Annotated in this window: 24 protein-coding genes and 1 rRNA gene; 23 read left to right on the forward strand and 2 right to left on the reverse strand. The window is 40.8% G+C overall.

The genetic code is table 11. The features are described from left to right. Positions 1-88, forward strand: a 5S ribosomal RNA gene (rrf, locus tag IEW82_RS17615); the annotation flags it as partial. A 78-nt stretch (positions 89-166) separates the two neighbouring features. On the opposite strand, the gene IEW82_RS17620 is transcribed toward rrf, so the two are convergent. Continuing rightward, entirely contained in the window at positions 167-364 is a 198-nt protein-coding gene (locus IEW82_RS17620; RefSeq protein WP_188697852.1) for a hypothetical protein, read from the reverse strand. Positions 365-850: 486 nt separating this feature from the next. Here IEW82_RS17620 and IEW82_RS17625 point away from each other — a divergent pair, with 486 nt between their 5' ends. From IEW82_RS17625 to rsmI, 11 genes are all read left to right on the forward strand, one after another. Then, positions 851-1,069 (forward strand): sigma factor G inhibitor Gin, encoded by a 219-nt coding sequence (locus IEW82_RS17625; RefSeq protein ID WP_188697856.1) that lies wholly within the window; start codon positions 851-853, stop codon positions 1,067-1,069. A 213-nt stretch (positions 1,070-1,282) separates the two neighbouring features. Beyond that, complete coding sequence (locus IEW82_RS17630) at positions 1,283-2,737, forward strand: aminotransferase class I/II-fold pyridoxal phosphate-dependent enzyme (protein WP_188697858.1); 1,455 nt, start codon at positions 1,283-1,285, stop codon at positions 2,735-2,737. Between the two features lie 22 nt (positions 2,738-2,759). After that, positions 2,760-3,407 (forward strand): dTMP kinase, encoded by a 648-nt coding sequence (tmk, locus tag IEW82_RS17635; protein WP_188697861.1) that lies wholly within the window; start codon positions 2,760-2,762, stop codon positions 3,405-3,407. A 10-nt stretch (positions 3,408-3,417) separates the two neighbouring features. Then, complete coding sequence (darA, locus tag IEW82_RS17640; protein ID WP_188697864.1) at positions 3,418-3,747, forward strand: cyclic di-AMP receptor DarA; 330 nt, start codon at positions 3,418-3,420, stop codon at positions 3,745-3,747. A 12-nt stretch (positions 3,748-3,759) separates the two neighbouring features. Beyond that, positions 3,760-4,203, forward strand: coding sequence for a YaaR family protein (locus IEW82_RS17645; protein ID WP_188697867.1), 444 nt, complete (start codon positions 3,760-3,762; stop codon positions 4,201-4,203). A gap of 17 nt (positions 4,204-4,220) precedes the next feature. After that, positions 4,221-5,222, forward strand: a complete 1,002-nt coding sequence (gene holB / locus IEW82_RS17650) for a DNA polymerase III subunit delta' (RefSeq protein ID WP_188697870.1) — start codon at positions 4,221-4,223, stop codon at positions 5,220-5,222. Continuing rightward, a complete protein-coding gene (locus IEW82_RS17655; protein WP_188697873.1) occupies positions 5,215-6,030 on the forward strand; it encodes a PSP1 domain-containing protein in 816 nt (271 codons plus the stop codon). Before holB ends, IEW82_RS17655 begins: the two co-directional genes overlap by 8 nt. Positions 6,031-6,054: 24 nt before the next feature. Beyond that, positions 6,055-6,405 (forward strand): DNA replication initiation control protein YabA, encoded by a 351-nt coding sequence (yabA, locus tag IEW82_RS17660; RefSeq protein WP_188697876.1) that lies wholly within the window; start codon positions 6,055-6,057, stop codon positions 6,403-6,405. Positions 6,406-6,643: 238 nt separating this feature from the next. Next, the gene (locus tag IEW82_RS17665; RefSeq protein WP_308422174.1) at positions 6,644-7,387 is read left to right on the forward strand and encodes a tRNA1(Val) (adenine(37)-N6)-methyltransferase; all 744 of its coding nucleotides are present in this window, start codon (positions 6,644-6,646) and stop codon (positions 7,385-7,387) included. Further along, positions 7,368-7,667: a GIY-YIG nuclease family protein gene (locus IEW82_RS17670; RefSeq protein WP_188697882.1), complete on the forward strand. Its 300-nt coding sequence runs from the start codon at positions 7,368-7,370 to the stop codon at positions 7,665-7,667. Before IEW82_RS17665 ends, IEW82_RS17670 begins: the two co-directional genes overlap by 20 nt. Continuing rightward, a complete protein-coding gene (rsmI, locus tag IEW82_RS17675; RefSeq protein ID WP_188697885.1) occupies positions 7,636-8,511 on the forward strand; it encodes a 16S rRNA (cytidine(1402)-2'-O)-methyltransferase in 876 nt (291 codons plus the stop codon). The genes IEW82_RS17670 and rsmI overlap by 32 nt, the downstream gene beginning before the upstream one ends. Positions 8,512-8,617: 106 nt before the next feature. On the opposite strand, the gene abrB is transcribed toward rsmI, so the two are convergent. Beyond that, positions 8,618-8,896, reverse strand: coding sequence for a transition state genes transcriptional regulator AbrB (abrB, locus tag IEW82_RS17680; RefSeq protein WP_188697899.1), 279 nt, complete (start codon positions 8,894-8,896; stop codon positions 8,618-8,620). Between the two features lie 381 nt (positions 8,897-9,277). Between abrB and metG the strand changes: the two genes are divergently transcribed. The 11 genes from metG to IEW82_RS17735 all read left to right on the forward strand — a co-directional run bounded on the left by metG (position 9,278) and on the right by IEW82_RS17735 (position 20,179). Further along, the gene (metG, locus tag IEW82_RS17685) at positions 9,278-11,275 is read left to right on the forward strand and encodes a methionine--tRNA ligase (protein WP_188698082.1); all 1,998 of its coding nucleotides are present in this window, start codon (positions 9,278-9,280) and stop codon (positions 11,273-11,275) included. 922 nt (positions 11,276-12,197) lie between these two features. Next, entirely contained in the window at positions 12,198-12,968 is a 771-nt protein-coding gene (locus IEW82_RS17690) for a TatD family hydrolase (protein WP_188697902.1), read from the forward strand. Positions 12,969-13,087: 119 nt separating this feature from the next. After that, positions 13,088-14,329, forward strand: a complete 1,242-nt coding sequence (locus IEW82_RS17695; RefSeq protein WP_188697920.1) for a resuscitation-promoting factor — start codon at positions 13,088-13,090, stop codon at positions 14,327-14,329. A 204-nt stretch (positions 14,330-14,533) separates the two neighbouring features. After that, positions 14,534-15,094: a ribonuclease M5 gene (gene rnmV, locus IEW82_RS17700; protein WP_188698085.1), complete on the forward strand. Its 561-nt coding sequence runs from the start codon at positions 14,534-14,536 to the stop codon at positions 15,092-15,094. Further along, positions 15,087-15,950: a 16S rRNA (adenine(1518)-N(6)/adenine(1519)-N(6))-dimethyltransferase RsmA gene (gene rsmA / locus IEW82_RS17705; protein ID WP_188697925.1), complete on the forward strand. Its 864-nt coding sequence runs from the start codon at positions 15,087-15,089 to the stop codon at positions 15,948-15,950. Before rnmV ends, rsmA begins: the two co-directional genes overlap by 8 nt. Positions 15,951-16,274: 324 nt before the next feature. Continuing rightward, positions 16,275-17,138, forward strand: a complete 864-nt coding sequence (gene yabG, locus IEW82_RS17710) for a sporulation peptidase YabG (protein WP_188697928.1) — start codon at positions 16,275-16,277, stop codon at positions 17,136-17,138. A 239-nt stretch (positions 17,139-17,377) separates the two neighbouring features. Further along, on the forward strand, positions 17,378-17,635 hold the full coding sequence (gene veg / locus IEW82_RS17715) for a biofilm formation stimulator Veg (protein WP_188697931.1): 258 nt from the start codon (positions 17,378-17,380) through the stop codon (positions 17,633-17,635). A 132-nt stretch (positions 17,636-17,767) separates the two neighbouring features. Then, entirely contained in the window at positions 17,768-17,950 is a 183-nt protein-coding gene (locus tag IEW82_RS17720; RefSeq protein WP_188697933.1) for a small, acid-soluble spore protein, alpha/beta type, read from the forward strand. A 95-nt stretch (positions 17,951-18,045) separates the two neighbouring features. Next, a complete protein-coding gene (gene ispE / locus IEW82_RS17725) occupies positions 18,046-18,915 on the forward strand; it encodes a 4-(cytidine 5'-diphospho)-2-C-methyl-D-erythritol kinase (RefSeq protein WP_188698088.1) in 870 nt (289 codons plus the stop codon). 56 nt (positions 18,916-18,971) lie between these two features. Further along, the gene (gene purR / locus IEW82_RS17730) at positions 18,972-19,808 is read left to right on the forward strand and encodes a pur operon repressor (protein ID WP_188697935.1); all 837 of its coding nucleotides are present in this window, start codon (positions 18,972-18,974) and stop codon (positions 19,806-19,808) included. Further along, positions 19,805-20,179, forward strand: coding sequence for a RidA family protein (locus IEW82_RS17735; protein ID WP_188697940.1), 375 nt, complete (start codon positions 19,805-19,807; stop codon positions 20,177-20,179). The genes purR and IEW82_RS17735 overlap by 4 nt, the downstream gene beginning before the upstream one ends. Positions 20,180-20,209: the final 30 nt, after the last annotated feature.

Consider the following 20,209-nt stretch of genomic DNA (forward strand, 5'->3'; position numbering starts at 1 on the left):
CCGTTCCCATCCCGAACACGGCCGTTAAGCTCTTCTGCGCCGATGGTAATTGGGGGCTTCCCCCTGTGAGAGTAGGACGCTGCCGGGCACTAAAAAACACAGTCAATTTGGCTGTGTTTTTTTCTTATAGCACCGTTTTCGAAGGGACAAGAGCACAGGTTTCTCCTCAATGACCACCCCTTAATGGGTTGAACGCGATAATTGTGTAGCATTTTTGTTTTGGACTTACACACCCTGGGCAAGTCAATCTTCTTGCTCGTGTGCTCAGTTCAATTAAGAAGCCCTGTTCTGTTTCCTCAACAGGGTCGACTTCCACATATCCTTCTTTAATTCCTAGAAATTGTGTGATTAAATGTTTGAACATCTATATTCTTCTCTCCTATCTCCTTTTTTCCGCAAATTAAAGGTTATCGGATAAGAGAATATGGGTGTATTTTTTTGCTTATTTTTCACCGCTGAAAGGTCGCACCCTTATAAGGGGTATCACCACATTTAGTATAGAGCCAGTAAAATGAACGAACGAAGCTAACGCATCCTGCACGTCAGAGGTTGTGCCTACGGAAAGCGTTCATCTGTGGCGGCAATCCACACAATGGTATTCGAATTTAACACCACAATTTCTATAATGAATCGAATAAAGAGCTCACCCCTTCCCTGACCTATAAGTGAGGGGTTTTAAAAACTTTGATTTTATATATGAGCGTTCAGTAATTAACACATTTAAAGTGCGATGCATATACTGATTTCAGATGGTGTCATTCAAGTAATTAGTATAAGATAAAAAAATTCTCTTTATTTGAATAAAATCAAAGATTAAGGGTAAGGCTTAGAATTAAGGGAGGCGATTTATATGGGAAATGTAGTGAACTTGAAGAATAAAGAAACCTGTATTATTTGTGAAAAGACAACTACTGTGGGTATACATATATGCAATCAATTAATATGTGAAAACTGTCAAAACGAATTAATAGAAACCGATGTGAATGATGATAGATATAAATTTTTCATTGAAAAATTAGGGAAATTAAGTGTCAAAATTAAAGAACCTAAGATTGCTGGCAAATGTTAATTGAGCATTTGCCTTATTTTTTTGCATATTAATGCAGCGCAACTGCCATTTGAATTGAACATGCTTAGCAAGAGAGGGCGAGTAGAGGGCAGTGATGATCGTTTAAAATTGCTATGATTTAACTGAAATAGAAGGATCTTTTTTCAAAGGTTCAATGATGAAATTTCAGTCATATGATACAATAATAGAAAATCATATTTTAAGGATTATAGAATGGATCAAAAGCAAACGCCATTATTCGATGCCTTATGTAAATACCAAAAGGAACAGTATTATTCCTTTCATGTCCCTGGTCATAAAGATGGAGAGATTTTTTGGAAGACGGGTCGTCAGCCATTTCAAGAATTACTTAAAATTGACGCAACAGAAATAGCGGGTTTAGATGACCTTTATCATCCAACGGGTCCGATTGCTGATGCGCTACGGCTGTTATCTGATCTCTATGGCACCAAGCAAAGCTATTTCTTAGTTAATGGCTCAACGGTTGGCAATTTGGTGATGGTTAAAGCAGTTTGTCGACCTGGAGACCAGGTTATCGTGCAGCGTAACAGTCATAAATCCATCTTTAATGCATTAAGATTGGCAAGGGTTTCACCTATTTTTATTTCTCCAGATATTGATTATGAGACAGGAATGGCTGTCTCACCCAGCTCAGAAGCCTTGATGAAAGCCATTGATAAGTATCCTGGTACAAAAGCCTTGATTTTAACCTATCCTAATTACTATGGTGTTACCGCGGATATTGAGGAAGCGATCACTTACGCGAGGAGAAAAGGCATAAAGGTTCTTGTAGATGAAGCGCATGGTTCTCATTTTCTACTCGGGTCCCCTTTTCCAAAAAGCACTCTGGCGATGGGAGCGGATATCGTGGTGCATTCCGCACACAAAACGCTGCCAGCTATGACAATGGGCTCTTACCTTCATGTCAATTCAACCCGAGTATCTATTGAAAAAATTGAGGATGTTTTAGGGATGCTGCAAAGCTCAAGTCCCTCCTATCCTATTATGGCTTCATTGGATTTGGCCCGTGCTTATTTGGCATCAATCCATGAAGAAAAAGTGACAAGCATCCTAGAGACAATTTATCAATTTAAAAAGGGATTAGGGCGGTTGAGTACAATCGAATTGGCCAAGCAGGATGAACGCTATACCTATGATTTATTAAAAGTTGTGATCAAATCGTCAGGAAATCAAACAGGTTTCCAATTAAAAGAGCATTTGCATACAATGGGTATATATCCAGAAATGGCTGATCCTCAGCATGTTCTTTTTACCTTAGGATTAGATGATGAAAGTGATTATGCGGCTATTCTTCATCACTTAGAAAATGGACAAGAAAAATGGCGGGTCGAGCAAAGTGAAGATAGTGCTGGGACAGGGAGTCGTTGGGCCTTGGATGAGGGTGCTCAAACCGATCGGCCTCTAGACGTATCGTATGATGTATTGGAAGGCCTGCCTCTAAAAGAGGTTCCTTTAAGTAAAGCTGCGGGATGTATTGCTGCACAAATGGTCATTCCTTATCCACCGGGGATCCCTATTACTATTGCAGGCGAGCGCATCACAGAAGATCAGATCAAGTCTATTATCAATTGGCGCAATGCTGGGGCAAGTTTTCAAGGCATGGATGTGTCAAAAACAAGATTAACGATGAAGGTTTATAATGAGTAACTAAAGATAAAGGGGATACACTGTGAAAGGTTTATTTATAACATTTGAAGGACCAGATGGTGCAGGAAAATCAACACAACTTAAGAAATTAGCAGAGTTTTTAAAGGAACAACACATTCCCTTTATTATGACGAGAGAGCCTGGTGGTACAGAGATTGGGAACGCTATCCGCTCAATTCTGTTAGACCCGGCAAATGATGTGATGACTCAAAAAGCGGAGGTTTTGCTTTATGCGGCATCGCGGGCACAGCATGTTCAAGAAACGATTGTTCCAGCACTTAAAGGTGGGAATATTGTGCTATGTGATCGTTTTGTCGATGCATCCATTGCATATCAAGGCTACGGGCTTGAACTATCTGTAGAAGAGGTCATGGCTATCAACCAGTTTGCTGTAAGTGGAGTAGAGCCTGATCGTACCTATCTGATTGATTTACCACCAACTGAGGGTAGACAAAGAATGATGAAACGCCAAGATCCTAATGTAAGCTATGAGCTTGACCGAATTGAGCAAAAACATCTAACGTATCACCAGAGAGTACGTGAAGGATTTCATCGCATTTATGAAGAAAATAAACAGCGTATCTGTTTAATTGATGGAAGCCGTAATATTGAGGAAGTATTTCAGGATATTGTGGAGGATTTCCAAAATGTATTACAAAAAATAAAATGAGGTGGTATAGGTGAAATTAATCATGGCGGTCGTACAAGATAAGGACAGTAATCGTTTGTCTACAGCGCTTGTTGAATCCAATTTTAAAGCGACAAAATTGGCAAGTACCGGTGGATTTTTACGATCTGGTAACACCACTTTTATTATTGGAACAGAGGATCATCGTGTGAATAAATTATTAGATGTTATTAAGGAAAACTGTGAAAGTCGGGATCAAATGATTGCACCAATTTCCCCAATGGGTGGAAATGCTGATTCTTATGTCCCCCATCCAGTAGAGGTGGAAGTTGGCGGCGCGACAGTCTTTGTCCTATCTATCGATCAATTTAACCAATTTTAATGGGGTAATCATGTGAAAATTAATGTCGATAAGGAATGGCCTGCGATACGAGATCGCCAGCCGCAAATGAAACCATTAGAGCAAGGAGCAGGCACTTTTAAGAGCTTTGTCAGAAATCAAACAGAGACCGCTGAAATAGCTGCTTTGTTTGAGGGGCTGTTAGCGACGATTGATGAGCAAGGCAAGCGCTTGTCAAGATTTAAAACGATCAAAGATCTTCAAGCCTATAAACGTTTGGTTCAGCAGTTTGTAGAAAAAGCTGTTTCTCATGGACTTGGCTTAAGTCAAAGTCATAATTGGCAATATGCAAGAGGCCAGGTTCAAACAATCATACGTACTATTGATCAGCATGTCATGGAGCTGACGGAGGAAGTCCTCAAAAACGGTGCCGATTCTTTGCTTATTCTTGAGACTATTGGAGAAATCAAAGGGCTTTTGATCAACTTATATCTGTAATGGAAAGCGTGAGTGCCATGAAATGGCAAGATGTTGAAGCCAAACAAAAAAAGGTAGCAAAAATATTAACAAATGGATTGAAAAGCGACCGACTCGTTCATGCCTATCTTTTTATAGGAGACCGTGGTACGGGAAAAAAAGATGTGGCTCAGCTGTTTGCCTGCAGTTATTTCTGCCAAAATAAACAGGGCATTGATCCTTGTGGTCAATGCTCTGAATGTAAAAGAATTTTATCAGGTAATCATCCAGATTTGATGGTTGTCAAACCAGACGGACGCTCAATAAAAAAGGAACAAGTAGCAACGCTGATTAAGGAGTTTACATATCGTGGCGTTGAATCGAATAAAAAATTCTTTATTATAGAGCAGGCTGATGAATTAACAGCTTCTGCAGCAAATAGTCTCTTGAAATTTATTGAAGAGCCCCAAAGCCAAACCATTGCTATTTTATGTGCTGAGAATCGTCACAAGCTGTTGGATACCATTATATCGAGATGTCAGCTTATTCAATTTGCACCTTTATCCCCTGAAGCTATCGAAAGTCAGTTAATTGAAGAAGGATTTGCTAAGGCCCTTGCGCGGACAGTGACGGCCCTGACAGGTGACATCAATGAAGCGAGAGCATTATGTGGAGATGAATGGTTTGCTAATGCACGTTCCAGCGTGATACACTTTATGGAAGACCTATATAATCAGTCAAATCATGCTATAATAACTTTATATGAGCAGGTATCATTGGTTTTAAATGATAGTGCTAAGGCGCAGACGGGTCTTGATCTCATGGTAATATGGATGAGAGATGTACTGAATATTCATATGGATAGAGGAGACGCTGTGATATTTAGTGATCAGATAGAAACGCTGAAAAAACAGGCCTTAATCCTTTCTGTGGATCATGTAGCCGGCGCCTTGTCCATTATATTAGATGCGAAAAGGCGCTTGGACTCGAATAGCCAACCGATAAGTGTTATTGAACAGCTTGCACTTAGATTGCAAGAGGGGGCAGGAAGTTATGTATGAGGTAGTAGGTGTCCGCTTTAAAAAGGCGGGTAAAATATATTATTTTGATCCTGGTGAATGGGATCTTCAAGAAAATAGCTTCGTCATTGTGGAAACCACACGAGGTGTAGAATATGGTAAGGTAGCCATCGGCAGGCGTTCGGTTGACGATAATGATGTTGTCCTCCCTTTAAAAAAGGTTTTAAGAGCAGCGACAGAAGAGGATAGCATACAAGTTAACCAAAATAAAAAGGATGCACAAGAAGCTTTGATGATATGCACAGAGAAGATCCAAGAGCATGAATTGGAAATGAAGCTTGTTGATGTCGAATACACGTTTGATAGAAATAAAATTATTTTTTATTTCACAGCCGATGGACGGGTGGACTTCCGAGAACTTGTGAAGGATCTCGCGGCTATCTTTAGAACAAGGATTGAGCTGAGACAAATCGGAGTAAGAGATGAGGCCAAGCTTTTAGGTGGGATTGGTCCGTGCGGCCGATTGCTTTGCTGCTCTACCTTCTTAGGTGATTTTGAGCCTGTTTCTATTAAAATGGCTAAGGATCAAAATTTATCACTAAATCCAGCAAAGATTTCCGGCGTTTGTGGCCGTCTCATGTGTTGCTTGAAATACGAAAACGATCACTATGAGGCAGCAAAGCAAGAGCTTCCCGATATTGGGGAACGCATCGAGCTCCATAATGGTAAAGCGAAGGTTGTCGGCATTAATATCCTCTCAAGATTAGTACAAGTGGAGCTTGAAGAGGAGGCACGTGTTTTAGAATATACTTTAGATGAGCTCATTGAAGAGGGTGCGATTTCTTCGTAAGCCACTAAATAAGAGGTGGATGACTTGGAGAAAAAGGATATTTTTTCACAAGTAATTCGACTTGAGGAACAAATAGGAAAATTATATAGTGATCTTGGTGATCTCAAGGCCCAGCTTGCAGCAGTTCTTGAAGAAAATCAGCGTCTTAATATGGAAAATCATAATTTGCGACAATGGAAAGAGACGACGCAGGAAACAGGGAAAGAAGATGTAGCTGAGCCTGACGAGCATCTGACCAAGCCAGACATAGGCGAAGGATATGATAACCTAGCGCGCCTTTACCAAGAAGGGTTTCATATTTGTAATATACATTATGGAAGCATCCGCAAAGAAGGCGACTGTCTTTTTTGCCTATCCTTTTTGAATAAAAAATAGGCCTTTCCATATGGAGAGGTCTTTTATTTATAACACCAGAATTTATAACTTTACGGAGGACCTTATAAGTTAGGGCTTCGACTGTCTCCATTAAAGTTTGGCGAAAAGCCAAGTTTAGTAGGAAAGTATAAGGTTTTGGGTGCTAATGGAGTGGATAGTGTAGATTTCCACTGCAGGTTGCTCGCCTTCCGCGGGCACGGCAATGTCTCAATCATGTTATATGGGTAGGGGTTTGAAAGTGATCATTAGTGAGAAGAATGAACGCATTGATTATTTATTTGACAGTGAGTATAAAATCATTCAGAGCAAGGATGTTTTTTCATTTTCAATTGATGCTGTTTTGCTGGCTAAATTTGTTTCACTTCCTCTTAGAAAGGGGAGCATTATTGATTTATGTACTGGAAACGGTGCAGTCGCATTAATGATGGCGCTAAGAACAAAAGCACAGATCACAGGGGTAGAGCTACAAGAACGCCTGGCGGATATGGCTAAAAGAAGCGTGACGCTCAATCAATTAGATGAACAGGTCAACATTATTTGTAGCGATATTAAGGCGTTGCCCGCATTCGATAGCATCCATCAGTGTGATGTGGTAACTTGTAACCCGCCTTATTTCTCTAACCAGCAGACGGTCAAGCGAAATCCTAACCCCTCCTTAGCTATTGCCCGCCATGAAATTCATTTGACGCTGGAGGAAGCCATTCAGGTCTCCAGCCAATTGGTTAGGCAAAAAGGGAAGGTGGCTTTTGTTCATCGCCCAGAACGGTTAGGAGAAATCCTAGCATTAATGCCCCAATATCGCTTATTCCCAAAGCGGCTTCTCTTCGTTTATCCTAAAAGAGGGAAAGAGGCCAACATCATGCTCATCGAGGCGACTAAAGATGGCAGGCCGGGTATAAAGGTTTTACCACCCCTTTATATTTATGATGAAGAGGGATGTTATACAAAGGAGCTGTTAACCCTTGCCAGCCACAGAGACTGATCATCATTTTGTCTATATTCTAGAATGCTCGGATGGCAGCTATTATACGGGGTACACAAATCATTTAGAAAAGCGCCTTGCTGCACATCAAAGTGGAAAAGGGGCAAAGTATACGCGCGGTAGAGGGCCGGTTGCACTCATATACTCAGAAGCCTACTCAACGAAGGAAGAAGCCATGAAACGAGAATATGCGATTAAACAGTTATCAAAAGAACAGAAGCGATCCTTAGTTGAAGGAGGAGAAGGCAATGAAAGAACAAGTGAGCTTTCAAGGCGCTAAGCAGGGACAACTCTTTCTCATTCCTACACCGATTGGGAATTTAGAAGACATGAGCTTCCGATCCATCGCTATTTTAAAAGAGGTGGATGTGATTGCTGCAGAGGATACGCGTCATACGATGAAGCTATGTCGCCATTTTGACATTCAGAAGCCTTTATTCAGCTATCACGAGCATAATAAAAAAGCCAGTGGTGAAAAGCTCATTAAAGCAATGCTAGAAGGAAAATCAATCGGATTGGTAACGGATGCAGGGACGCCTGGAATCTCAGATCCGGGTGCGGACTTGGTGGCTGCTTGTATTGAACAGGAGATAAAGGTGATTCCTTTGCCAGGTGCTAATGCTGTTCTGCCCGCTTTAATTGCCTCTGGACTAGATACCGATCATTTTCTGTTTTATGGCTTCTTACCAAGACAAAAAAAGGAAAGAACGGAGGCGCTTGAAGGGCTGCGCGCTTTCCCATATACGCTGATTTTTTATGAAGCACCACATCGTTTAAAGCAAACAGTGGAGGCATTAAAGGATGTATTTGGCAACCGACAGGTCACTCTAGCAAGAGAACTAACAAAAAGATATGAAACCTTTGTCAGGGGGTCGCTGGATGAGCTTTTACTATGGACTGCTGCAAATGAGATAAAGGGTGAGTGCTGTTTGGTTGTTGAGGGTGGGATAGGCCAAGAGGACACTGAGAATGTTTGGTGGGCTTCTCTTAGCATTATTGAGCATGTCAATCATTACATAAAGATTAAAGAGATGGATAAAAAGCAAGCAATCAAACAAACCGCGATGGATCGAGAACGCCCCAAAAGAGAGGTTTATAATATCTACCATGAGTCAGAAGCCTGATCTCAGCTGTTAATTCTTAAACCATTTAGTGTGGTAACAGATGTTATGCTTTACTAAAGTATAAAAATACCCCCTTGTGGTGTTAAGGGGGTGTATAGTCAATCTATTATTTTGCTAGATAGTCCTTGATTTCATTCAGCACCATTTCAGCGCCTTCTTTGCTTAATACTAATTTTCCGCCAGCAATTGAAAGGTTGTCATCGGAAATTTCGCCAGTAACTTGGCATGTCATGCTAGGCTTATATTTTTTTAGAATGATACGTTCGTCGTCCACATAGATTTCAAGGGCATCCTTCTCATTGATGCCGAGTGTACGGCGTAGTTCAATAGGAATAACTACACGACCGAGCTCGTCTACTTTTCTCACAATACCAGTTGACTTCATTTTTCGGGTTCTCCTCCTTAGTTATATGATCGACAAGTTTTTTTTATATTTCTAAATAATGGTACCAGCGTTTCCCAAACATGTCAACGGTTTTGTGACATTTTTAATAGATTTGACAATTTTGTTATTTTTCCTCACTATTACGGTATTCGGTAAGAAGAAGGGGGTATATTCACCTCTGAATTGGAAACAACTTTATTCCATAGAAGGCTTTAATTTTTTTGTATTTCTCTATAAAATGAATATGTATGACCATGATAACCTTTTTAGAACACGTTATAATAAGAATGAGAGAATTTACATAGTGTATTTGTAATGATTTCCATATCGAAAAACTTGGCTCAGGGCTAAGGATTTTGAAGAAGCTATTTAGGAGGATTTATAATGTCGGAGACAAAGACGTTTTATATCACCACACCCATTTATTATCCTAGCGGTCGTTTACATATTGGTCATGCTTATACGACTGTTGCAGGAGATGCAATGGCGCGTTATAAGCGGTTGCGTGGATACGAGGTCATGTACTTAACGGGCACAGACGAGCACGGTCAAAAGATTCAAAGGAAGGCTGAAGAAAAAGGAATATCGCCTCAAGTATATGTTGACGGCATGGTTAAGGATATTCAAACACTATGGGATAAGTTAGATATCAGCTATGACGATTTCATTCGTACAACAGAAGATCGCCATAAACGTTCGGTTGAAAAGATCTTTCAAAGATTAGTTGATCAGGGCGATATTTATTTGGGCAAATATGAGGGCTGGTACAGTATTCCCGATGAAACCTATTATACAGAGACTCAATTGGTAGATGTAGAGAAAAATGAAAAAGGGGAGGTCATTGGGGGGAAAAGTCCTGACAGTGGGCACCCTGTTGAACTTGTCAAAGAAGAGTCTTACTTTTTTAAGATGAGCAAGTATGCGGATCGCTTACTCGCTTTTTATGAAGAGAATCCGGAATTTATTCAACCTGAATCTAGAAAAAATGAAATGATTAATAACTTTATCAAGCCGGGCTTAGAGGATTTGGCTGTTTCACGGACGGCCTTTGAATGGGGGATAAAGGTTCCGAGTAATCCGAAGCATGTCGTCTACGTGTGGATTGATGCTTTATCGAACTATATCACTGCTTTAGGCTATGGCACTGATCATGATGAACGATTTAAAAAGTTTTGGCCAGCGGATGTTCACCTTGTTGGTAAAGAAATCGTACGCTTCCACACAATATATTGGCCGATCATTTTGATGGCATTGGATTTGCCACTACCGAAAAAAGTGTTTGCTCACGGTTGGTTGCTGATGAAAGATGGTAAAATGTCGAAATCCAAAGGTAATGTTGTTGATCCAGAACCGATTATTGATCGTTATGGTTTAGATGCCTTAAGATATTATCTGTTAAGAGAGGTTCCGTTTGGGTTCGATGGTGTATTTACGCCTGAAGCCTTTATTGACAGACTGAACTTTGACTTGGCGAATGATTTAGGCAACCTGTTAAACCGCACAGTTGCTATGATTGGAAAGTATTTTGACAGCAAGGTTCCAGCTTATGCAGGGCAAGTAACGGCCTATGATCAATCTCTAGAAGAGATGATTTTACAAACCATAACCAAGGTTGAAAATGAAATGGAAAACCTACAGTTTTCTGTAGCGTTGACAGCTATTGGACAACTCGTCAGTCGGACAAATAAGTATATTGATGAGACAGCACCTTGGCTGTTGGCAAAAGAGGAAGCCAAGCGTGATGAACTCGCATCAGTAATGGTCCACCTTGTTGAATCCTTGCGAACGATCACTATTCTGTTACAACCCTTTTTAACTTCAACACCTCAAAGGATTTTTACACAATTAGGAATTAATGATGAAACAACTTGGGAGAGCATGAAGAGAATAGGTGTGAGCAAGGGGCAATGGACGGTGACAAAAGGGGAGCCCATCTTCCCGCGTTTAGATAAAGAGGAAGAAGTGCAATACATTCTTAGCCAAATGCGAAGCACGGCACCTGCAATCGATGAGGTAAAGAAAGAATCTAATAAAGATAGTGCTGAAGAAAAGAGTGCTGAGATTACAATAGATGACTTTGCCAAAATAGACTTACGTGTGGCTCAGGTTATCAAGGCGGAGAAAGTTAAAAAAGCGGATAAGCTCTTGAAATTACAGCTCGACTTGGGCTATGAACAGAGACAAGTTGTTTCAGGGATCGCTCAATATTACACGCCTGAAGAATTAGAAGGTCAAAAAGTTATTGTAGTTGCCAACCTAAAGCCGGTTAAGTTACGCGGTGAAATATCAAAAGGAATGATCTTGGCAGGGCAAGAGCAAGGGATTTTAAAGCTAGCAGAGGTTGATCAATCCCTGCCAAATGGGGCAAAAGTTAAATAAAAAGTAGTCTTTAAAAGATAGGGCATTAGTATAGGCCCTATCTTTTTTGTACTATCAGAATGTATAACTTCGCTGACGCTCATAAAGGAAGAGAGTATAAGTGTAACTTTGACTTTCGCCACCTGAGGCTTGCGGGCACCCTAAGTGTGTGATGTGCAAAAAATCACATCAAGAGTCCCAGCGAAGTGGTGCAAGCCAAGTTTTTTAAAAAGAAAAGAGAGTATAAAATTTCTGGTCATGAGGACGGTGCGGATTTCCGCTTCAGGCCGCTTGCTTTCTGCCACGGGGGAGTGGTAAGCCTCCTCGCGCTGCACATTGCTAAGGTCTTACCGATCTCCCATTTCCCGCTGGACTTTAGTCTCCGCATCATGAGTCAGCGGCGTCCGAGGAACACACGATTTTAGAGTGTTCCGGATCTCACGCCTTACGCTCTAATCCACTTGGTCATGCAATGAAGCACCTTCCATATCTGATGATGCTCTATACTAAGGACAAGAACCGGGCATGCTTTGTCCGGTTCTCTTTATGTCCTTTTTAAAAGAGCGGGCTTATGTATCAATGACATTAAATCCTTTGATAAGCTCTATCTATGTCCCTTTTCGCAGGTTTTGTTACAAATGTTACAAAAGATAGACTGTGGTAACCATAGACTAGGAAACAGGCGCATTCATCAGCATATTATACAATTAAAGGAAATGTTTAATCTTATATATGGAAAAGGATCTATATATTTCTAATATAAAACATGAAGATTTTGTCTGTCAGCCTTAAAAATGATGGCTATCACTGGAATAAAATAGGCGTTTTTGTCGAAAGGTCCCTCATGTAACATACTTTTAACAATGTTGAAATGGCTCTGTTGTATGTTTAATATTAATCCGTGTTACACTATCAAAGGACTTTTGAAAAGTAGAGGGATACTATGCTATTTGACACACATACCCATATTAATGCAGAAGAATTTAATGAGGATCGGGATGAAGTCATCACTCGTGCCCATGAGGCAGGCGTATCCAATATGGTCGTGGTTGGTTTTGATCGTCCAACGATTGAAGCAGCAATGGCAATTGTGAAAGAGCATGAGGATATGTATGCAGCCGTTGGCTGGCATCCTGTTGACGCCATCGATATGACCGATGAGGATCTTGATTGGATCAGAGCTCTGCTCAAGGATCCTAAAGTCGTTGCTGTCGGTGAAATGGGTCTCGATTATCACTGGGACAAGTCTCCAGCGGAAATACAAAAAGAGGTCTTCAGGAAACAAATTCATCTTGCAAAGGAAATGGACATGCCGATTATTATACATAATCGTGAAGCTACCGAAGATATTGTTGCCATTCTTGAAGAAGAGCGTGCCAGTGCCGTTGGTGGCATTATGCATTGCTATAGCAGCGATTGGGAGCATGCCAAACGTTGCCTAGATATGAATTTTTACATTTCCTTTGGTGGACCTGTTACTTTTAAAAATGGTCATTTAGCGAAAGAGGTCGCCAGTCAAGTGCCGTTGGACAGGCTATTGATTGAGACCGATTGTCCTTATTTAAGTCCACATCCTTTTAGAGGGAAACGCAATGAACCTGCACGTGTGCAGCTGGTGGCGGAGCAAATCGCAGTGCTTAGGGATAAATCCTTTGAAGAGATTGCCGAGATTACCTCAAATAATGCAAAGACGCTTTTTCGCTTAAATAGATAAGGCTGATAAGCAATTGATCAGCTATTATTCTATTAATATAGATTTTTTAAAAAATATTATATTTTATGCTTATTTAGGAAATACTAGATATAGATTGCTAGATTTAGGGGAGGGGTTTAATGTTACCCAATGCAACCAAAAGGATGCTGCAGGCGCACAGAATGAAGATCGTGACAACGCTCCTCACTGTTGTGATCCTCAGCATAGCAACTTTCTTTGCATATACAGCTTATGCATCTGGGCAAAAGACTTTAACATTCATCAAAGACGGTAAAGAAAGTGTTATCACAACACGTGCAAATACAGTTCAAGAATTATTACAGGAACAAAACATTCATCTTGATAAGCAGCATGATGCTGTGCAACCAAGCCTAGAAACAGCGCTTGAGGATAAGATGACAGTAAAATGGAAGCCAGCGCATAAGGTTGTTGTTTCAGAAGCTGGAAGTAAACAAGCCATCTGGACAACAGCAGCTACACTTGCTGAAATGCTTGATGACAAGGGAATTACGATCGGTCAATATGATACGATCACACCCAATGCAGACACCAAAATTGATGGCAGCATGAATGTCACCATCAAGAATGGTATAAAGGTGACGGTGTATAATCAAGCTAAGCAAGATGTGAATACAAAAGCTGAGACAACACTTGATCAATTTGTTAAACAGCAACACATTCAACTCAATAAAGATGACAAACTCCAATTGAATGACAAGCTAGTGCCTAAAGATAGTAATCAAGTGTTAAAGAACAACGACAAGATTTACATTCATAGAGTCTCTCAAAAAACGATTACTGAACCGATCGATTATGATGTTGTCCAACAAGATGACAGCAGTCTTGAAAAGGGACAAACAAGAGTCCTTCAGTCGGGTCAGGAAGGCGCCATGGCGAAAACGTATAAAGTAACAACCATGACAGATCAACAAGGGACACATGAACAAAAGGATCTTATTCAATCGACGGTGACAAAAGAGCCAAAGAAAAAAATTATCGCTGTCGGAACCAAGGTTGTTCAATCACCTACGCCTAGCGAACAAGCTTACAGAGGCACATCAGGTGAGGGTGGGAAAGTACTATATGTTAAAAGCACCGCTTTTACAGCAAATTGCAAGGGCTGTAGAGGTATTACATCCTTAGGCATTAACTTGAAGAGTCACCCGGGTACCAAAGTGATTGCAGTGGACCCGAATGTTATTCCTTTAGGTTCAAAGGTTTGGGTTGAAGGCTATGGTTATGCCATCGCTGGTGATACTGGTGGCGGAATCCATGGAAATAAAATTGATGTCTTTTTCCCATCCCAGTCCCAAGCACATGGCTGGGGACTAAGGACAGTTAAAGTAAAAATTCTAAATTGAAGTGCAGGGGGAGGTCTTTGCACTTCCTTTTTCTTTTCACTTATATAGACGTTTTATGTTACAAAAATGTTTCAAAAAAACGGAAAAAAATTTAAAAATATAAGATGCCTTTGCATCTTTATTAAGGCTTGCCAATTAGGCAAGTTTTCTTTTTTGTTCAATGTTCTTTATACTAGAAGAGATTAAGTAGTTAAGGGGATCATGATGAAAATTAAAGAAGTCATAGTGGTTGAAGGAAAAAGTGACACACTGGCAATCAATCGTGCAGTAGATGCGGATACAATTGAAACCAATGGGTCAGCGGTGAATCGGCGTACACTCGAAGCCATCCGCCATGCCCAAGCTGTTCGTGGTGTCATTGTGTTCACTGATCCGGATGTGCCCGGTGAACAAATTCGAAAAAAGGTGAGCCAATATGTGCCTGAGTGTCGTCATGCCTTTTTAAAGAAAAAGGATGCATTTGGTGGGAAGCACCGCAGCTTAGGCATAGAACATGCTACCCCTGAAGCGATCTTAGAGGCGCTTGAACAGGTTTATACAGTAGCAGAGGAACAAACCGAGCAAATCTCACGCGCTGAATTACTGGATAAAGGCTTGATAGGTGGGCCGCATGCCAGGGCGAGAAGAGAAGCCCTTTGTGAAAAACTGAATATTGGTTATACCAATGGAAAACAATTATATAAACGCTTATTAATGTTTCAGATCAGTCCTGAAACCTTTGAACAAGCATTCAGTGACGTTATTCAGGAGGAACAAGATGACTAATCCATCCACGTCAAAACAGACGCAACGCTTATTAAAAAAATATGATTTGAAAGCCAAAAAAAGTCTCGGACAAAACTTTTTAATTGATGATAATATTTTAAACAATATTGTAAACGCTGCTGAAGTGGATGAGGATACCATTGTCTTTGAAGTAGGACCAGGCTTAGGCGCGTTGACCTATAAGTTAGCCCAAGAAGCAAAGCAGGTCGTAGCTATCGAGATCGATCGCCGCTTAGAACCTGCATTAAAGGAGCGGTTTGGAGATGTCCCGAACGTTGAGATTTTATTTCAGGATATTCTAGAGACAGATATTGATGCGCTTATTAAAACATACGTCAAAGACGGTGAGCGTGTCGCTGTGGTTGCGAATCTTCCTTATTATGTGACCACCCCAATATTAATGCGTTTTCTATCCCACGCTTCATACATTAACACGATTGTTGTGATGATACAGAAAGAGGTTGCCGAGCGCCTTAGTGCAGACCCTGGTCAAAAGAGTTATGGATCATTGTCGATTGCTGTGCAATATACCTCAGTGGCTGAGATTGTCATGACCGTACCGAAAACCGTGTTTATACCCCAGCCTAATGTAGATTCTGCTGTGATTCGGCTAGATATACGAAGTGAAAAAAAAGTGCATGTTCATAATGAGGCCTTTTTCTTCAAAGTGGTGAAGGCGGCATTTGCGCAAAGACGGAAAACATTGATAAATAATCTGCTTCATACCTTTGGTAAAGATAAAAAAGAAACGATCGTCGCTTTATTAGATAGTATTGCCATTGATCCACAGAGACGAGGAGAAACGCTCTCTATTGAAGAATATGCTAAATTGAGCGAAGCCCTACAATCGTTATAATCTTAAACCATTCTAAAGGTTAACATTTTACACATATATAATGTCGCAGGCAGCTTGTTAGGCATGAGCACGATACGGGATCGGGCTTGTGCCTTTTTATTTTTCTGCAAGGCATCTGTCCTTATTCATTATGAAATGTGGCGAGTTTTATCGGAATTATAAAATGAAGCCTTCAGAAGGCCTTTATAGCTATATACTGGGTTAAAAGAAGCGGTTAAGCTCTTGCGGATTTCATAAAGAGAGGTTCATTTTTTTACTTTGATGCATATACTGAAACGAGGTCATTTGCTTGTTTATTGCCTGATTTTTTGAAGGAGCGAAGCTATGACAATCAGAGAGGGAGATCTAGTCACAAGAAAATCATATGGTTGCGATGTGTTTTTCAGGGTGGAGACGATTAATGAAGATAAAGGGATTGCCGAACTATCGGGTGAGGATTTACGTTTATATGCGGATGCCCCCCTATCTGATCTCGTAGAGGTCTCTAACACGGAGCGTGAAGACAACGAAAAGGAACAGAAACGGTTGGAGGACCATTCTACCCGACTGTTTCGTCAGGATTACCAAGTATTAAAGGAGAAAAGAGAATATACATCGACCAATGGTTATCGGCAACAGATGGCTTATTTCGAAATGCCAGGCCGTGTCCTGCACATTGATGGGGATCCTTATTATTTAAAAAAATGCTTACGAGTTTATGAAAAATTAGGGGTTCCTGTATTGGGCAAATATGTAAAAGAAGATGAGATGCCAGAGGTAGTGCCTAATCTTGTTCGCCATGTCCGTCCAGATATTTTAGTATTAACCGGGCACGATGCTTATATGAAAAATAAGGGCTCAGAAGATGAGCTGAAGGCTTATCGCCATTCGGGTCATTTTGTGCGTACGGTTAAAGAAGTGCGCTACCTTATCCCCCATCTTGATCAATTGGTTATTTTTGCTGGTGCTTGCCAATCTCATTTTGAGCTTTTGATTCGTGCCGGCGCTAATTTTGCCAGTTCCCCTACTCGGATTAACATCCATGCTCTGGATCCAGTCTATTTGGTTTCCAAGATCTGTTTTACCTCCTTTATGGATCGGGTGAACGTATGGGATGTCTTGAGAAATACACTGGCTGGTTCTGAAGGGATAGGAGGCGTTGAAACAAAAGGGATCTTAAGAACAGGCATGCCCTATAACAAACCTTAAAAAGTTTACATATTTACCTATGATTTGTCGCATGCTATATATAATTATTCATCAAAAGCATTCATCGCTACCCTCTGTAAGGGAGTTAATTTTGATGCCTGCTTAGAAATGAATTTCTGCCTGTCAAACAAAAAAAGTTGACAATAGTCTTTCTCGACTGCTATAATAAAATCTTTTTGTAAGTTTGACAAATGTACTCGAATCGTGTTATAATTTGACTAAGCGAGGTGGGTTGCGCAATGGGAAATACAATCAAGGACATCAAGGATGCTCTAGATGAAAGAATCGGGAAACGTTTGACGCTGAAGGCTAACGGTGGTCGGAGAAAAACGATTCAACGCATCGGTGTTTTAGAAGAAACGTATCCGTCCGTGTTTATTGTCAAACTCGACCAAGAGACCAATGCCTACGAGCGCGTCTCTTATAGCTACACAGATGTATTAACAGAAACAGTTCAAATAACTTTTGCTGAAGAAGCAGCAGCAAGTGGGCAGTAGACATTTATGTCTGACTGCTTTTTTGTTTATGTTTTTTCCATATCATGCGTTCATTTCCTATAATCAACGATTATAAAACCTCTTTGGATCGTAAAAAATAAGAAGGCTCAAGCGAATACAAGGGGGTTCATCATGGGACGACGTAGAGGCATTATGTCTGATCAATTGAAGGAAGAGATCGCTAAAGAGTTGGGATTTTATGATACCGTCCAACAAGAGGGTTGGGGCGGAATCAGAGCCCGAGATGCCGGAAACATGGTCAAAAGAGCGATCGAGATGGCACAAAATCAAATGATGAATAACCAAGAAAAGTAAGGTTGAGTAACCGGAGTCTTGTACTCCGGTTTTTTTCGTTTTAAACTATACATAAAACGTCGATAGGCCTCTATTCGGAAACGAGGGAAAATATGGTGAAAATAATTGAAAAAGCACCCGCAAAAATTAATTTGGCATTAGATGTATTAAATAAACGACCAGACGGCTATCATGAAGTGCGTATGGTCATGACCACTGTAGATCTTGCCGATCGGATTGAATTAGAGCATCTACAAGAAGATCATATCATTGTCCATTCGACGTCCTCCTATATTCCAGAGGATCAGAGAAATCTCGCCTATCAAGCAGCAGAGGTTATGAAGAAGCAATTTGGGATAGATTCAGGTGTCAGTATTAAAATCATAAAGGAAATCCCCGTAGCTGCTGGTCTTGCTGGAGGCTCAAGTGATGCAGCAGCCACTATTCGCGGTCTTAATCGCTTGTGGAACCTGAGGCTGTCAACTAGAGAGCTCATGGCCATAGGTGAAAAAATTGGTTCAGATGTTCCTTTTTGCATTCAAGGAGGGACAGCCATAGCGACTGGACGAGGTGAAAAAATTGAGAGGCTCCCAGCGCCACCTCCGTGTTGGGTGATACTCGCTAAGCCAAATGTATCGGTATCCACAGCGGAAACGTATCGAGATTTGCGGCTAGACAATGTCACCCACCCTAATGTTGATGGCATGATTCAAGCTATTATGACCCAAGATTTTGATCGTATTTGTAACCATTTAGGGAACGTTTTAGAATCTGTAACTGTTAAAAAGCGTCATGATGTGGCGCAAATCAAGTCTTTAATGGTAAGAATGGGTGCAGATGGTGTGTTGATGAGCGGCAGCGGTCCAACGGTATTTGGATTGATCCGACATGAATCAAGATTAAATCGGATTTATAATAGTTTGAAGGGCTTTTGTCCAAATGTATTTGGAGTCCGTTTGTTAGGATCACCCATTAGTCTTGAATAGCGGGAAGCGATTCGATAAGATGTTATCATATACTATTGATGGTATGGAGGAAGGGTATGAAATTAAAAAGAAGCAGCCGGTTGGTTGACATGACACATTACTTGTTGACCCACCCTCATGAACTCGTTTCCCTAACTTTTTTTTCAGAACGTTATGGATCGGCCAAGTCCTCAATAAGCGAGGATTTAGTAATAATAAAAGAGAGCTTTGAAACACAAGGAATTGGTATGCTTATGACGGTACCGGGTGCTTCAGGTGGAGTCAAGTTTTTACCTTTTATAAAAAGGGAAACCGCTGAACAGTTTTTATCCACACTTATAACGAAGCTTTCAAGTAAAGATCGCTTGCTTCCAGGCGGGTACCTATACATGACGGATATTCTGGGGGACCCACTGACCGTTAATGAGATTGGACGCTTGATCGCTTCAGCTTTCTTCCATCAATCCATTGATGTGATTATGACGATGGAGACCAAAGGCATTCCGTTAGCCTATGCAACAGCCTCTCAGCTGAATGTGCCAGTGATTATTGTCCGTAGAAGTAGCAAAGTCACTGAGGGTTCAACAGTAAGTATCAATTATGTGTCCGGATCATCTAAACGCATTCAATCCATGGTCCTTCCAAGACGAGGATTACAATCAGGGGCCAAAGTACTGGTTATCGATGATTTTATGAAGGCCGGTGGAACGATGAAGGGCATGGAAAATCTAATTAATGAATTTGATGCCGAGCTTGTCGGTTGTGCAGTCCTGGTTGAGACAAAAGAAGTAAGCCCCAAATTAGTGAATGATTATCTCTCGTTACTAAAGCTGAATGAGATTGATGATAGTGGAGAGATAGCTGTAGGGATTGGCAATTATTTTAATTATTTTAAGGAGGCGCATCACGAATGAAATCAACATTTACTCAAGAAGCACCAGAAGCGATTGGACCATACTCTCAAGGAATGATTGTAAATAATATGTTTTATAGCTCTGGTCAGATTCCGTTGACAAAAGAGGGACAGCTTGTAGAAGGTGGGATCGAGGCTCAGGTTCATCAGGTGTTTGCCAATTTGCAGGCTGTTTTAGAAAGTGCTGGAGCATCCCTTTCAACCGTTGTGAAAACGACCGTGTTTATTCAAGATATGGAAGACTTTCCAGTGGTTAATGAGATTTACGGAACTTATTTCAAAGAGCACTTACCAGCGCGTTCGTGTGTAGAAGTCGCCAAATTGCCTAAAAATGCACGTGTGGAGATTGAAGTCATCGCACTTATTAAATAAGATTAACAAATTTTTTTGATTTTTTTAATA

The sequence above is a fragment of the Pullulanibacillus camelliae genome (assembly GCF_014642655.1).
Taxonomy (GTDB): domain Bacteria; phylum Bacillota; class Bacilli; order Bacillales; family Sporolactobacillaceae; genus Pullulanibacillus; species Pullulanibacillus camelliae.

Bases quoted from the DNA above. Each gene is read 5' to 3' on its own strand.
- IEW82_RS17620 (WP_188697852.1), bottom strand. From the start codon at position 364: ATGTTCAAACATTTAATCACACAATTTCTAGGAATTAAAGAAGGATAT.
- IEW82_RS17625 (WP_188697856.1), top strand. From the start codon at position 851: ATGGGAAATGTAGTGAACTTGAAGAATAAAGAAACCTGTATTATTTGT.
- IEW82_RS17630 (WP_188697858.1), top strand. From the start codon at position 1,283: ATGGATCAAAAGCAAACGCCATTATTCGATGCCTTATGTAAATACCAA.
- holB (WP_188697870.1), top strand. From the start codon at position 4,221: ATGAAATGGCAAGATGTTGAAGCCAAACAAAAAAAGGTAGCAAAAATA.
- IEW82_RS17655 (WP_188697873.1), top strand. From the start codon at position 5,215: ATGTATGAGGTAGTAGGTGTCCGCTTTAAAAAGGCGGGTAAAATATAT.
- rsmI (WP_188697885.1), top strand. From the start codon at position 7,636: ATGAAAGAACAAGTGAGCTTTCAAGGCGCTAAGCAGGGACAACTCTTT.
- abrB (WP_188697899.1), bottom strand. From the start codon at position 8,896: ATGAAGTCAACTGGTATTGTGAGAAAAGTAGACGAGCTCGGTCGTGTA.
- IEW82_RS17690 (WP_188697902.1), top strand. From the start codon at position 12,198: ATGCTATTTGACACACATACCCATATTAATGCAGAAGAATTTAATGAG.
- IEW82_RS17695 (WP_188697920.1), top strand. From the start codon at position 13,088: ATGTTACCCAATGCAACCAAAAGGATGCTGCAGGCGCACAGAATGAAG.
- rnmV (WP_188698085.1), top strand. From the start codon at position 14,534: ATGAAAATTAAAGAAGTCATAGTGGTTGAAGGAAAAAGTGACACACTG.
- rsmA (WP_188697925.1), top strand. From the start codon at position 15,087: ATGACTAATCCATCCACGTCAAAACAGACGCAACGCTTATTAAAAAAA.
- yabG (WP_188697928.1), top strand. From the start codon at position 16,275: ATGACAATCAGAGAGGGAGATCTAGTCACAAGAAAATCATATGGTTGC.
- veg (WP_188697931.1), top strand. From the start codon at position 17,378: ATGGGAAATACAATCAAGGACATCAAGGATGCTCTAGATGAAAGAATC.
- IEW82_RS17720 (WP_188697933.1), top strand. From the start codon at position 17,768: ATGGGACGACGTAGAGGCATTATGTCTGATCAATTGAAGGAAGAGATC.
- purR (WP_188697935.1), top strand. From the start codon at position 18,972: ATGAAATTAAAAAGAAGCAGCCGGTTGGTTGACATGACACATTACTTG.
- IEW82_RS17735 (WP_188697940.1), top strand. From the start codon at position 19,805: ATGAAATCAACATTTACTCAAGAAGCACCAGAAGCGATTGGACCATAC.